Here is a 13,848-nt window from a genome sequence, read left to right as displayed (position 1 = left end):
GTCTGCTACGGGGAAAGAGGAGATTGCATGCAGCGAAGACTTCTGGATTACTCCGCTTTACTGGTAGGTTCATTCATATTCGCAATCGGCATTAACTACTTCGCCATTCCAAATATGTTATCTGAAGGCGGCGTCATCGGGGTTACCATCATTACATACTATTTATTTGAATGGTCGCCGGGACTGGTCAGCTTCGTCCTGAACGTGACACTCGTTGCGATTGGCTATAAGTTCTTCAGCAGGCGCACGATTATTTATACAGTCATCACCATTATCTTCATGTCGATCTTTCTGGAAGTGACGAAGAACTGGGGGGAGCAACTGGGGAGTGACACGCTGCTCGCTGCTCTTTTCGCCGGCCTATTTGTCGGCGGCGGTCTCGGCATGATTTTCCGTGTCGGCGGTACTTCCGGAGGGGCCACTACACTTGCGCGCATGATGCAAAAATGGCTTGGCTGGAGTGTCGGGAAAGCCGTTCTGGTGATCGATATTACCGTCATTTTATTGTCGTCCTTCGTCATCGGCAAGGAAAAAGCCATGTTCACGCTGGTTGCAGTCTATGTCGGTGCAAAAGTGATTGATAAAATCGTAGACGGTGCAGATGACCGAAAAGCAGTCATGATTATTTCCAAACATCAGGAAACGATTCGCCGTGAATTACTCACTACGATGGGCCGGGGCGTAACAATTCTGGACGGCCGCGGGGGCTATACGCTCGAAAAACAGGCTATTTTATATATCATTATCAACCAGACCGAAATTGTGCAGCTGCGCCGTATTTTGGAACGTATTGACGAAGATGCGTACGTTACAATCAATAACGTTCAGGAAATTTTCAAGCGAGGATTTAAAGAAAGACGGCCGAAATAAGGAGCGGCTGGTAATAGCCGTATCTTTTAACGTTTTCCCATTCATCACGCTGCCGCTGCTTTATGCAAAGAATGTAAAAGCCGGTGATTCCCCACTGCCGGTAAACACCCCAGCCTGCCTGACATTCCGGCAGGTTTTTTCCTGTACATTTACACTATTCGCCCTCCTCCCAAAAATCGCAACAATCTTCCAAATTAATCATTTCAATTAAGTGTTTAACTGGGTTGCTTTCTTCTATATACTTGACGTTGTCTGAAATATTTATGCTCTTTCACAACTCAATGAATAGCATTTTAAATTGGAAGGAGAACATCATGGATACACAAAAAAGAGGATTTTTCCAGAAGTTTTTGGATATGATCGAAAAGACCGGTAACCGCCTGCCGCACCCGGTTACATTATTCGCTCTTCTTGCTTTGTTAGTCATCGTTTTATCGGCAGTGGTATCTTATTTTGGCATCAGTGCTGAGCATCCGGGCAAAGAAGGCGAAATGATCGAAGTACACAACCTTCTAAGCAGTGAAGGAATCCATTATATTATTACCAATATGACCGATAACTTCATCGGTTTTGCTCCGCTGGGCGTTGTGCTGATCACAATGCTTGGAATCGGAGTTGCGGAAGGTTCAGGCTTAATCAGTGCCTTGCTGCGCGGTTTTGTCATGTCTGTGCCAAAACGTCTGATTACACTCGGTTTAGTATTTGCAGGGGTTATGTCCAGTGTAGCTTCTGACGCGGGCTATGTTGTCCTGCCGCCACTTGGTGCAGTATTGTTCGCAGCGCTCGGCAGACACCCGCTGGCCGGTCTTGCAGCAGCTTTTGCCGGTGTTTCGGGAGGTTTCAGTGCCAACCTGCTGTTATCAGGAACAGATGCACTGCTTGGGGAGCTGACTATCATGTCGGCAGCCATTATCAACCCTGAGTATGCAGAAGGTATGAATATTGCGATGAACTACTACTTTATCGCATTCTCTGTAATCGTGCTGACATTTGTCGGTGCATGGGTCACAGAAAAGATTGTGGAGCCGCGTCTTGGTGAATATAACGGCGAGTTCCGTGAAAAGGTAGAAAAACTCACTCGTCTTGAGAAAAAAGGGTTAATTTGGGCAGGTGTTTCCGTCATTGTTGCGGGAATTCTTGTGGCGCTTCTTGTGATCTTCCCGGGAGCACCGCTGCGCGGAGATGAGGCAGATATGCCAATCATTAAATCGCCGTTCATGAAATCACTTGTGCCGATTATTGCGTTCATGTTCTTCGTTCCGGGTCTTGTTTACGGAAGAGTGACAAAATTAATTCGCAGTGATAAAGATGTGGCTGCGATGATGTCGACAACAATGGCCGCAATGGGTATGTTTATCGTGCTGTCATTCACAGCGAGCCAGTTCGTTGCATTCTTCTCTGAATCCAATATGGGCTTAGTGCTGGGCGTCTACGGTGCTAATTTCCTTGACAGTATTAACTTGAAAGGTATTCCGCTGCTGCTGATGTTTATCGTTATTGCAGCGTTTATCAACTTATTCATCGGAAGTGCATCTGCAAAATGGGCCATGATGGCACCGGTATTCGTACCTATCATGATGCAGCTTGGCTACTCCCCTGAACTGACGCAAATGGCATATCGTGTAGCGGATTCTTCAACGAACATCATTTCTCCGCTCATGACATACTTTGCGATCATCATTGCATTTGCTCAGAAGTATGACAAGAAAATGGGAATCGGTACACTCGTTTCCGTTATGTTCCCGTATTCCATGTTCTTCTTATTGTTCTGGAGCCTCACGCTCGTTGTATGGATGCTTCTCGGAATCGACCTCGGTCCCGGATCTCCTATCTACTACCTTAAATAAGGCATTTCGCATCCCGTAAGAGCATACATTGCTCTTACGGGATTTTTTGTGTTAAGATAGTAGTTGATAACCGTTTTCATTTAGATAAATTCTACTTGCAGAAAAGGAGTTTTCGACAATGAACTACACAGGAAAGAATGATGTAGAGACAGCAATCATGGGAAGACGCTCTATAAAGAAATTTACAACCGATCCGGTCGATATAGAAGAATTGATTGAACTGCTGAACGTCGCAAAATGGGCTCCGAATCACAAATTGACAGAGCCTTGGCGCTTCCAGCTGTATGCAGATAAAGGCAAGGAAAAATTCATTGAAGCTTTTCTTGCTTCGCAGGAGCGCGACGGCAGCGTACCCGATAAAGCAAAAAATAAAGCGAATTATTTCCGCGATATTCCGCTTCATTTAGTCGTGATCATGCCAGAAGACCCGCGTAAAAAACGTTGGGATGAAGATTATGCAGCAATCTCTGCAATGGTTCAAAACTTCCAGCTGGCGGCATGGGAACGCGGCATCGGCATGATTTGGCGCACGAACGACTGGACACATGATCCGGTGTTCAAAGAAGCCATCGGTGTTAAAGAAGATGAGAAAATTGTTGGCACACTTATGATCGGTTATCCAAAGCACGTGCCAAAGCCCGAGCAGCGTGCAGATATCCGTAATGTATTAACAATTATCGATGAGTAAATATCACGGTTACCGCTTCATTCAACTGAAGCTGGTAATCGTGATTTTTCTTTGAATCTGTATAATCAAGTACTTGATTTCTGTAAAATTAGGATTACACTAGAAAAAGAACTTTCACAAGGGGCAACCGAACATGAAAAAAATGATACAACCTATTTTTCAACACTATTGGAACCCCTATCTCGTCTTACTGATAGCCGGTATTCTCAGTGCAGTATATTTCGGCATCACTTCGACCGTTTGGGCTGTAACCGGTGAATTTACCCGGCTTGGCGGCGATCTTCTGTTATTATTTGGTGCAGACATATCGGATTGGCAGTATTTTGATATGGTGCATCTGCAGGGCGCCACGTGGAACCGGCCTGACGGCTGGATTGTATGGGGGATGTTCGCGGGCGCACTTATTATGGTGCTGCTAAGCAACAGCTTCAAAGTTCGCTTGCCGCAGCAGAAACGGCGCTACGTGCAAGGTTTAATCGGCGGCATCATCGCGGGGTTTGGCGCACGTCTGGCACTTGGCTGTAATTTAGCGGCGTTCTTTACCGGCGTTCCCCAATTCTCTTTTCACTCTTGGATTTTCATTGCGGCGACGGGAATCGGAACATTTTTTGGAGCCAAACTGACGAAAGCGCGCTGGTGGAAAGGCAAGCCTTCTTTGATGCGGGGAAATGCGAAGCCGACACCTCTCAAGAAACGTGTAATTCAGCCGTATATAGGCGGAACGTTTGCCGTTTTATACATCGGACTGATTGTCTATTTCTTTGCGTCCGGCCAAAAATTACTCGGTTTAGGTGCACTTTTTGGGCTCGCGTTCGGTATTCTGATTGAACGGGGACAGATTTGTTTCACTTCTGCATTCCGTGATTTATTTCTCGTTGGACGCAGCATGATGGCTAAAGCAATTATTGCCGGCATGGCTGTCAGTTCTATTTTGACTATAGTCATTATTTCCATCTATGACTTGACGCCGATTACACAAATCGCAGCGCTTAGCACATTTATCGGCGGCGCGCTATTTGGACTTGGCATTGTCATGGCTTCAGGCTGTGAAACCGGTATGATGTACCGCCTCATGGAAGGCCAATTAGTATTCTTGCCGGTGTTCGCGGGTAATATTATCGGCGCTACATTCCTTGCCTATGCATGGGATCATCTCGGCGTCTATCATGTATTAGTAAAGAGCGGAGCAAAAATCAATTTGCTCGATACCGTCGGACCAGTCGGCGCAATTGTTCTTTCACTTATTATGCTTGGCGGACTTTATGCACTGACGGTTTACGGAGAAAAACGATACCACCGCAAATTGGCAGTCAAGAAAGGAAGATATATACATGCAAGCTGAATTAGACGCGGACTTCACACTCGATCTTCGCGGAGAATCATGTCCTTATCCTGTCATCTATACACTTGAGACACTTGAAAGTATGAATAAAGGAGAATTACTGCAGGTCATCACTGATTGCCCGGGCTCTTTCCGCAACGTACCGGAAGAGGCCGTCGCGCACGGCTATAAATTTGCAAAGGACCCCGTGAAGAACGGACAGGAGTATTTGTTTTATATTTACGCATGAGAAAAGACAGAAGTCATTATGGCTTCTGTCTTTTCCAATGTGAATTTAAACCAAATGTTCTTTTTCAAGGATTTGGGTCGTAGTTTTATTCTTCATTCCTCGTTCAATAGTTATTTCAACTATTTGTTTGTCCGGTTCTTTATATGGTGCCCCTTCATACACATGGATACCATTTTTTCAACTTGGCACACCCATTTCATGAACGAAGCAATCATTAACAGCGTGATGAAAACGAGCGGTAATGCAGTAATAACGGCTGCTCTGTCCGAAAACTATTCATTATACCCAAGCAACAGCCCTTTTCATTTAACCTTTTACCATACCAATCAGTGTTACCGCTTACAATGGTTCAGTCTCGTCCATTGGTCTTTTAAAGAAATCATTTGTTCGTGACTAACATCTCCTCTTCCCGTGTCTCATCCACTTCTGCTAAGATGGCCGGTTCTTTATTCGTCACTTTCACTTCTGCTAGGATAGCCGGTTCTATATTCGTCTCTTCCATCTTTTCCGTTTTAAAAAGTCCCACCTTCTCTTTCGTTTCTTCTCCAGAAATGATTGCAGCCTCTTCTTTTAATCCGATAAATGTTGAGTAGCACATGAAAAGCATCAAGACTGCGATTGGAATGGCTGTGGCAACAAGTGCTGATTGCAGCCCTGCTAAGCCGCCTGTCATGATCAACACGACAGAGATAGCTGCGATGATAACTCCCCATACGATCTTCGTCATATGTGATGGATTTGGATTGCCATTTTCACTAATCATTCCAAGTACAAATACGGCTGAGTTTGCGGAAGTAATAAAGAAAACAATTACTAGCACCATGGCTAAAATACTCAAAAATACGCTCAATGGCAAGTATTCAAAAAACTTAAACAGTGCCGATGTAATGTCGGCTTCCACTGCAGCTGCAATTGCAGTCTCGCCTGCATTCTGGATGAACGCGATCGCCGAGCCGCCCATGACTGAAAACCAAGTGAAAGATCCCAATACGGGGATGAATATTGCACCGAACATGAATTCTTTTATCGTTCTGCCTTTTGAAATCCTGGCTACAAAGCTGCCGACTAAAGGAGCCCATGCGATCCACCAGCCAAAATAGAACAACGTCCAACTTGAAATCCACGAACCGTCTCCATATGGCTCAGTACGGAAGGACATGCTGATGAAGTTTTGCGCATAATCACCTATTCCTTGGAAGAATATTTTCATAATCATCTGTGTCGGACCAAAGATAAGCACCAGCCCCAATAAAGCGAACGCCAGTAACATATTCAAGTTGGATAGATGCTTCATCGCCCCTTGAAGACCCGAAACAGTTGATGCCACATAAATAATACTGACGACTATGATGATGATCGCTTGTGTGGAAATACCGACCGGCACATCCCAGAGGTAGTTCATGCCACTATTTACTTGCAGTGTTCCAAAGCCAAGCGAAGTCGCAATCCCAATGACGATGGATAGGATGACAATGACGTCGATGGTTTTGCCGAAAGCTCCTCGAATTTTATCGCCGACCAACGGGTAAAAGACGGAACTTAAAGAGGCCGGCAACTTTTTCCGAAACTGGAAAAATGCTAACGATACGCCGATCAATGCATAACAAGCCCACGCCGAAACACCCCAATGCAGGAAAACGAATTGCATTGATGTTTTTGCAGCTTCTTCCGAATAGCCCGTTCCAAAGGGAGGATCGATGTAGTAGGAAACTGGTTCTGCAACTCCCCAGAAGACGAGGCTGATTCCTATAGAAGCACTAAATAGCATACCGATCCAAGTGGCTGTCTTATATTCCGGCCGATCATCATCATCTCCCAATCGTATATGACCAAATTTGGACATTCCGATATACATACAAAAAGCAAAGAAGATGAAAACGCTTCCCAAAATGAACCAACCTAGATTATTATAGATAAAGCTAAGTGAGGAATTGGAGAAGTTCTCAAGCTGCTTCGGCGCAAAAATACCGACACTTATTAAAGCTAAGCTAACAGCCAAAGAAGAATAAAACACAGTTTTTTTATCTCTCATATTACCGCTCCTATTTCAAAGACCCACTTGTGTCGATGTGTCGAGAATCCCCACACAGCCAAACGAGCAGGCATTTGTTAAATTCTAATCGGTGTTATTTGCATAACACCGATTAGATCGAATTTAAGCCTTTACTGATTGCAAGCTTCCTATGATATCTACAATCCGATCCCCTACTTCTGAAGTAGAGGCGCTTCCTTTCATATCGGGTGTCAGCACTTCATCCTCGACTAATAACCGTTCGATAGAATCCACTACCATTTTGCCGTATGTTTCGTAACCGAAATGATCAAGCATTTGACTTGCAGACCAGATAGTGGCTAAAGGATTGCCGATTCCTTTTCCTGCAATATCGGGCGCCGAGCCGTGAACAGGTTCAAACATTGAAGGGAATGTGCCCTCTGGGTTAATGTTTGCTCCCGCAGCCAGACCGATTCCACCCGCGAGTGCCGCGCCTACATCCGTTAAAATGTCGCCGAATAAATTTGAAGTAACCACTACTTCAAACCGCTTAGGATCTGTGATCATCAGCATAGCAGCGGCATCCACTAAATAGGAAGCTGTTTTCACTTCCGGATAGTCTGCACTTACTTCTTCAAATACTTGATCCCAGAAGACCATCGAATAGTTTAATGCATTTGCTTTACTGATACTAGTCAGGCTGCGACCTTGTTTTTTAGCAGTTTCAAAAGCATAGCGAATAATTCTTTCTGTACCTTTGCGAGAGAATACTCCATTTTGAAGGACCACTTCATGTTCCTGGCCTTTAAATAGCCAATCTCCTGCTCCTGAATATTCACCTTCCGTATTTTCACGGATAAACAGCATATCAATATCTTTGCGCTCGACATTTTGAAGCGGGCAGTGGGCACCCTCCAATAATGTCACGGGACGGATATTGACATATTGATCGAAACTTTTACGGATAATCAACAGAAGATCCCATAATGAGATATGATCCGGAACACCCGGAAAACCAACAGCTCCCAAATAGATCGCGTCGAACTTCTTTAGTTGTTCAATTCCATCTTCTGCCATCATGCGTCCTTCACGGGTATAGTATTCACAGCCCCAAGGAAAATAAGTGAAATCAAAGGTGAAACCGCCGTCGAGTTCGGCAACCTTTTTTAGCACTTTAATTCCTTCATCAATGACTTCAGGACCAATCCCGTCCCCGGCGATTACTGCAATCTTATAAATCTTCATTTCAGAACCCACCACTTTCATCCTTGATTCCAAACAACAAGCTTCATTTCGGTCATTTCTTCAATGGCATATTTTAGCCCTTCACGTCCTGTGCCACTTTCTTTCACACCGCCGTATGGCATTTGGTCTACACGGTAAGTAGGTACGTCATTGATGATCACGCCGCCCACTTCCAGATTTTTTGATGCATATAGTGCATGCTGTACATTATTAGTATAAATTCCTGCCTGCAGTCCGAAGCGGGAATCATTGACTAGCTCAATAGCAGCCTGCACAGACTCTACTTTATTCACAACAACAATCGGAGCAAATACCTCCTGGCAAGATACTTTCAGTGAGTGATCCACATTGGTAATAATCGTTGGTTCAAGCACGCCGTTTTGCGCCTGACCGCCTGCAAGAACTTCTGCTTCACCTATTTTCGTTTCTTCAATCCAGCTAAGCGTGCGTTCCAATTCCTTCTTCGAAATCAATGAAGAAATGTACGTATCTTCCGCCAATGGATCTCCCAGCTTTAACTTTTTAGCTGCCGCTGCGAACTTAGTCGTGAATTCGTCATAAAGATCTTCGTGGACATAAATACGTTGCGTTGAAATACATACCTGGCCTTGATTTGAGAAAGCCCCCATAATGCAGCGTTCAATGATGGAATCAATATCTATATCTTTATCGATGATCAATGCAGAGTTCGACCCCAGCTCCAACGTTGTCTTCTTTAATCCAGCCTTATTACTGATACCAATTCCAACACTCGGGCTGCCAGTAAATGTGACCAGCTTAACACGCTCATCCATGACCAATACGTCGCCAATGACGCCGCCTGGTCCTGTAATTACATTTAATACACCCGCTGGAAGACCTGCGTCTTTAAACACTTCCGCGATGAAAAGAGAAGATAAAGGCGTTTGAGATGCCGGTTTCAGCACAATCGGGTTTCCTGCTGCAATCGCCGGCCCTACCTTATGCGCCACAAGATTCATCGGGAAGTTGAAAGGTGTAATGGCAGCAATGACACCGATTGGCTCGCGCAATGTATATCCTATACGCCCCACACCACCGGAAGCAGCGTCAAAGGGAATCGTTTCTCCATGTATGCGCTTTGCTTCCTCCGCAGCGAATTTGTATGTCTCAACAGTTCTTGATACTTCAGCACGTGCAAACATGATGGGCTTTGCAGATTCAGTTGAAATGACTATTGCCGCTTCTTCTGCTCTTTCAGTCAGGATCTTCACTACGTTTTCCAATATTTCTGCCCGTTGAAATGCAGGCATCGTTCCAATTACTTTTCTTGCATTATATGCTGCTTCAATCGCTTTTTCAGTCAACGCTTGGTCCGCTATGGCAATATCCGTAATTTTCTCTCCAGAGTATGGAGAGAAAAGTGGAGCATAGCTTGGAGCTTCCACATATTCACCGTTGATTATCAATTGTTTAGCTGCTGTTTTATCAAGTAGTTTATTCATTGAGCGCCTCCAGGACCATTTCATGGAATTGTACTATTGCTTGTTCAGATTGAGAGTAACGGCCTTTTTTGAATGCACGGGATTTAAAGCCAAGTTGCTCTAATTCAACCAATTCTATATCTTCAAAGCGAACTTGCTCTGCGAATGTCATCAAGTCTTTTTCTTCCTGAGTCAACTTTTCCAAACTGTCTTCGCTAAAGTAATATGTGTAAACGATTTCAGTATTTTCATGATCGATCGGAACCAATTGGATAGATGCCATGTTTGCAGGTCCCGGATAAATTGTCAGCATCAAGTTCGGCCATAACCAGAAGAATGATCCGCCTTGCATTTCTGCTTCATCCAGATTTACTTCTCCATATTGTTTGTCAGGCTTAACCATGGAACCCTGAATAGAGTAGTTTTCACATGTAATGATCTGATAGTCGTCCATATCCAGTGTGTCAATAAAGCTTGGATGTGCTACGTGGCAATGGTCACATTCAAGATAGTTTTCAATAAATGCTTTCCAGTTTGCTTTAATATGACGGGATTTCTTGTGAGTAAATTGCAAGTTCTTCAAGAATTCAAACTTACCTAAGCGATCGAAGAAATCACCATATGATTCAGCCAATGGTTTTGCATCGTCATCCAAGTTAACGAAAATCAAAGATTCAATTACTTCCATTCTGACCGGACGAAGGCATGCATCTTTAACACAAGCAGCATCTTCTTCGCTTCGGAAGTTAGGTGCTTTGTTTAGATCGCCATCCGTTTTGAATGTCCAACCATGATATGAACATTGAAGAATTTTCTTTTTACCTGAATCGCTTTTCTCGAGTTTTGTCGCTCTATGAGGACAAACATTATAAAATGCACGAAGGACTTCATCTGTTCCGCGAATAACGATAATGGGATCATCGCCAATCTGAGTAGTGAAGAAGGCTCCTTTCTTCTCAACTTGGCTTACATGACCGACTAATTGCCAACTCTTTGCAAAAATCATTTCTCTTTCTTTTTCCAATACCTTTGGGTCAGTAAATAAATTGTAAGGCATCGTTCTTTCGAATGTTCTTTCCGTCGCGTTCTGTACTTTATTATAAGCCATTTTTCATTCTCCTTGGAGTTATATTTTATCATTCATTAATCAATTAACTAGCTTCAATTCCCTGGCAAGAGAATGGTGCATCCGCCATTTTGATGGAATTTGTCGGGCAACCTTCGAATGCGTCTTCCAAATCTTCGATCAAATCTTCTGGTACTTCAGTAATACCTTCATTGTCATCCAATAAAGCAAAAGCAAATCCGTCGGCAGTGTAGTCAAACAATTCAGGGGCAACCGGGTTACACGCCCCGCAAGCGATACATGTGCTTCGCTCCACCATTGTATATTGTGCCATTTCCTAGCCTCCTATCTAAAATAATCAGTTGACTCCGGCAGTCACTTTCTTTGGTGCTTCTTCCGATTCTCCCATGATGCTGGTACTATGCAACGGCTGCGTTTTTGCTGTTGGATCGATATATACTTTTGCACTGCTCACCGCGACAGGCGCTTCACCAAAACCAGATGCAATCAACTTTACTTTTCCTTCATATGTGCAGATATCCCCTACCGCGTATAGCCCTTCGATATTCGTTTCCATTTTCGAATTGACCACAATGGAGTTTTTTTCTATTTCAAGATTCCAGTCCTTGATAGGCCCTAGTGATGAAACAAAACCGTAATTGACTAGTACATCATCGACTTCAAGCTCTACAATTTCTTCTGTTTTAGAATGCTTTAGAATTACTTTCTCAATTCTTTCATCTCCCAACAATTCGACTGGGACATAAGGTGTCAATCGATGCACTTTGGATTGTTTTAATAATTCCACGCTATGTTCATGTGCACGAAACTTATCTCTTCGATGAATGATGGATGCTTTTTCTGCAATCGGCTCCAGCATCAATGCCCAATCCACCGCTGAATCTCCGCCACCGAATAAAGCCACTCTCTTATTCTGGAATTGATTCATATTCTGAACAAAGTAATGAATATTCTTTTCCCGGAATTTCTCCTCGCTCTCGATCCCCATCTTTCTTGCTTGGAAAGCCCCGTTACCCGCAGTAACAACAATCGTTCTTGTATAATGCACTCCGCAATTTGTTGTCAGTTTGAAAATACCGTCATTTTCTTTATCAACTTGCAAGACCGTTTCACCCAAGCAGACAGTAGTCGGGAATTGATTCATTTGTTCAATCAGATTATCTACCAACTCCTGTGCTCTTACTTTAGGAAAACCAGCGATATCATAAATATACTTTTCAGGATACAATGCTGACAGTTGGCCACCCAGTTGTGGCAAACTTTCAATAACTTTTACAGACATTTGTCGAAGCCCCGCGTAAAATGCTGTAAATAGACCGACCGGTCCACCGCCAATAATTGTTATGTCGCTAACTTCATCAGTTCTATTCATGTTGTGCCTCCTTGTTTTTATTTTTATCTACTAATATAGTTACGGGGCGATTAGGGAACTCCCTCATTTTTGCCGCGTTAATAAATACTGTTGCAAGTATCATGCCAACTTTCTAAATCTGTATGAGGATAAGATTCTTATCGTTTTTTTAAAAAGAATCTGCTACAATTGAGTCAAATATGATTCAAAAAAGTTAGAATGTATCCAAAGTTGACTCAAATGAAGTATAGGATGGTGAACATAAATGACTTCCGAAAAGGAATCAGAAAAAATGGACTTATCTTTGGAATCTCTTCTTAAAATATTGGATTATTCTTCAGATGAAATCTATGTATTGGATGGAGAAACTAAGATTGTCTATGTCAACCGCAACTGCGAAAAGCATTACGGCGTGAAAAAGTCTGACGTTTTAGGCAGATATAATGCTGACTTTTTCAACGAGGGATATTGGACACCCTCCGTCGTTCCACGGGTATTAGAAGAGAAAACTCCTGTTTCGGCGCGCCAGCAAACGAATATCGGTGCTGAATTGCTGACTAGGGCTTTCCCTATATTGAATAAACAGAACGAAATTGAATACATCGTCATTACGGCAACTGAAATTAAGGATTTCACACGACTTACAACAACGGAAGAACAACCTTCTCTTTCCGAACTGGACCAAAACTTCACAGATACCATTATTATGAATAGTAAAAAAATGCGTAAAATCCTGCATTTCTGCGAAAAGGTTGCACCCACAGACTCCACAGTGCTGGTACATGGACAATCTGGAACTGGTAAAGGAGTCATAGCCTATCACTTGCACAAATTAAGTACGAGAAAAAATGAACCCTTCCTCAATGTAAATTGCGCTGCCATTCCCGAGGATTTGTTAGAATCAGCACTTTTCGGCTATATTGCAGGCTCGTTTACGGGAGCTAAAAAAGAAGGTAAAATTGGAATGTTTGAAGCGGCAGATAACGGGACTATATTCTTGGATGAAATTGGGGAACTGGCTTTGCCTTTACAAGCGAAAGTACTTCAAGTAATTCAAGATAAGAAATTTATCCCGGTAGGCAGTAACGTTAGTAAAACAGTGAATGTCCGTATCATTGCGGCCACCAATCAAGATCTTCTTCAGATGGTGCAGGATAAAACGTTCCGTGAGGATTTATTTTATAGACTTAATGTTATTGATATCCATATGCCTTCATTAGCTGAACGAAGAGATGATATAATTCCTTTAGTTTACAGTTTTTTAAGTAAGTTCAATGATAAGTACAATTTCACAAAAATTATTTCAGAAGATTGCTTAACTGTTCTTTATCATTACTCATGGCCCGGTAATGTGCGCCAACTGGAAAATCTGATGGAGCGTTTAGTAATTACGAGTGAAGCAGTCATTGGGGTGGAAGATCTTCCGGAAGTAATTTTGGATAAAGTAAAAGAAATTCCCGAATTGCTTTATTCGAATTCACTGGAAAGTGCATTGAATAATGTCACGGGCACTATGGTGAGAAGGTCGTACCAGAAGTTCGGTACTTCAAGGGGGGTAGCCGCTGATCTACAAATCAGCCAGTCAAAAGCCTCACGATTAATAAGGGAGCACTGCCCCAACGAAGACTAACGATAAAAAGATATGGTTTTGTTAGTAATAAATGCGCCGTCCTTCAGACAACTATGACTTGTCTGAAATGGAATCGCCTACTCATGTTCTTGGTAAGTTTTGTATCTCAAGTGTTTCATCCATA

General features: G+C 43.2%; 12 protein-coding genes. 6 read left to right on the top strand and 6 right to left on the bottom strand.

Annotation, left to right across the window (positions count from 1 at the left end):
* Positions 1 to 27: 27 nt before the first annotated feature.
* The 5 genes from SporoP37_RS10390 (at position 28) to yedF (ending at position 4,976) form a co-directional block, all read left to right on the top strand.
* Complete coding sequence (locus tag SporoP37_RS10390) at positions 28 to 870, top strand: YitT family protein (protein WP_081243573.1); 843 nt, start codon at positions 28 to 30, stop codon at positions 868 to 870.
* A gap of 314 nt (positions 871 to 1,184) precedes the next feature.
* Positions 1,185 to 2,717 (top strand): AbgT family transporter, encoded by a 1,533-nt coding sequence (locus SporoP37_RS10385; protein WP_081243572.1) that lies wholly within the window; start codon positions 1,185 to 1,187, stop codon positions 2,715 to 2,717.
* Positions 2,718 to 2,835: 118 nt separating this feature from the next.
* Complete coding sequence (locus SporoP37_RS10380) at positions 2,836 to 3,405, top strand: nitroreductase family protein (protein WP_081243571.1); 570 nt, start codon at positions 2,836 to 2,838, stop codon at positions 3,403 to 3,405.
* A gap of 133 nt (positions 3,406 to 3,538) precedes the next feature.
* Entirely contained in the window at positions 3,539 to 4,747 is a 1,209-nt protein-coding gene (gene yedE / locus SporoP37_RS10375) for a selenium metabolism membrane protein YedE/FdhT (protein ID WP_085430885.1), read from the top strand.
* Positions 4,737 to 4,976, top strand: a complete 240-nt coding sequence (gene yedF / locus SporoP37_RS10370) for a sulfurtransferase-like selenium metabolism protein YedF (protein WP_081243569.1) — start codon at positions 4,737 to 4,739, stop codon at positions 4,974 to 4,976. Before yedE ends, yedF begins: the two co-directional genes overlap by 11 nt.
* A gap of 379 nt (positions 4,977 to 5,355) precedes the next feature.
* Here the strand turns inward: yedF and SporoP37_RS10365 are convergent, their stop codons facing one another.
* From SporoP37_RS10365 to SporoP37_RS10340, 6 genes are all read right to left on the bottom strand, one after another.
* Entirely contained in the window at positions 5,356 to 7,008 is a 1,653-nt protein-coding gene (locus tag SporoP37_RS10365; RefSeq protein WP_085430884.1) for a BCCT family transporter, read from the bottom strand.
* A gap of 123 nt (positions 7,009 to 7,131) precedes the next feature.
* Entirely contained in the window at positions 7,132 to 8,214 is a 1,083-nt protein-coding gene (locus SporoP37_RS10360; RefSeq protein WP_085431767.1) for a tartrate dehydrogenase, read from the bottom strand.
* Between the two features lie 17 nt (positions 8,215 to 8,231).
* Positions 8,232 to 9,677, bottom strand: coding sequence for an aldehyde dehydrogenase family protein (locus SporoP37_RS10355; protein WP_085430883.1), 1,446 nt, complete (start codon positions 9,675 to 9,677; stop codon positions 8,232 to 8,234).
* The gene (locus tag SporoP37_RS10350) at positions 9,670 to 10,764 is read right to left on the bottom strand and encodes an aromatic ring-hydroxylating oxygenase subunit alpha (RefSeq protein WP_085430882.1); all 1,095 of its coding nucleotides are present in this window, start codon (positions 10,762 to 10,764) and stop codon (positions 9,670 to 9,672) included. Before SporoP37_RS10350 ends, SporoP37_RS10355 begins: the two co-directional genes overlap by 8 nt.
* A gap of 43 nt (positions 10,765 to 10,807) precedes the next feature.
* The gene (locus SporoP37_RS10345) at positions 10,808 to 11,056 is read right to left on the bottom strand and encodes a ferredoxin (RefSeq protein WP_085430881.1); all 249 of its coding nucleotides are present in this window, start codon (positions 11,054 to 11,056) and stop codon (positions 10,808 to 10,810) included.
* A 24-nt stretch (positions 11,057 to 11,080) separates the two neighbouring features.
* Positions 11,081 to 12,115, bottom strand: a complete 1,035-nt coding sequence (locus tag SporoP37_RS10340; RefSeq protein WP_085430880.1) for an NAD(P)/FAD-dependent oxidoreductase — start codon at positions 12,113 to 12,115, stop codon at positions 11,081 to 11,083.
* Between the two features lie 244 nt (positions 12,116 to 12,359).
* On the opposite strand from SporoP37_RS10340, the gene SporoP37_RS10335 reads away from it, so the two are divergent.
* Positions 12,360 to 13,724, top strand: coding sequence for a sigma-54 interaction domain-containing protein (locus SporoP37_RS10335; RefSeq protein ID WP_085430879.1), 1,365 nt, complete (start codon positions 12,360 to 12,362; stop codon positions 13,722 to 13,724).
* Positions 13,725 to 13,848 lie beyond the last annotated feature (124 nt).

The sequence above is a fragment of the Sporosarcina sp. P37 genome, assembly GCF_002109365.1.
Classification (GTDB): Bacteria; Bacillota; Bacilli; order Bacillales_A; family Planococcaceae; genus Sporosarcina.
The sequence above is the reverse complement of the archived record's forward strand: the minus strand, read 5'-3'. Positions and strand labels throughout refer to the sequence as shown.

Bases quoted from the DNA above. Each gene is read 5' to 3' on its own strand.
- SporoP37_RS10390 (WP_081243573.1), top strand. From the start codon at position 28: ATGCAGCGAAGACTTCTGGATTACTCCGCTTTACTGGTAGGTTCATTC.
- SporoP37_RS10385 (WP_081243572.1), top strand. From the start codon at position 1,185: ATGGATACACAAAAAAGAGGATTTTTCCAGAAGTTTTTGGATATGATC.
- SporoP37_RS10380 (WP_081243571.1), top strand. From the start codon at position 2,836: ATGAACTACACAGGAAAGAATGATGTAGAGACAGCAATCATGGGAAGA.
- yedE (WP_085430885.1), top strand. From the start codon at position 3,539: ATGAAAAAAATGATACAACCTATTTTTCAACACTATTGGAACCCCTAT.
- yedF (WP_081243569.1), top strand. From the start codon at position 4,737: ATGCAAGCTGAATTAGACGCGGACTTCACACTCGATCTTCGCGGAGAA.
- SporoP37_RS10365 (WP_085430884.1), bottom strand. From the start codon at position 7,008: ATGAGAGATAAAAAAACTGTGTTTTATTCTTCTTTGGCTGTTAGCTTA.
- SporoP37_RS10360 (WP_085431767.1), bottom strand. From the start codon at position 8,214: ATGAAGATTTATAAGATTGCAGTAATCGCCGGGGACGGGATTGGTCCT.
- SporoP37_RS10355 (WP_085430883.1), bottom strand. From the start codon at position 9,677: ATGAATAAACTACTTGATAAAACAGCAGCTAAACAATTGATAATCAAC.
- SporoP37_RS10350 (WP_085430882.1), bottom strand. From the start codon at position 10,764: ATGGCTTATAATAAAGTACAGAACGCGACGGAAAGAACATTCGAAAGA.
- SporoP37_RS10345 (WP_085430881.1), bottom strand. From the start codon at position 11,056: ATGGCACAATATACAATGGTGGAGCGAAGCACATGTATCGCTTGCGGG.
- SporoP37_RS10340 (WP_085430880.1), bottom strand. From the start codon at position 12,115: ATGAATAGAACTGATGAAGTTAGCGACATAACAATTATTGGCGGTGGA.
- SporoP37_RS10335 (WP_085430879.1), top strand. From the start codon at position 12,360: ATGACTTCCGAAAAGGAATCAGAAAAAATGGACTTATCTTTGGAATCT.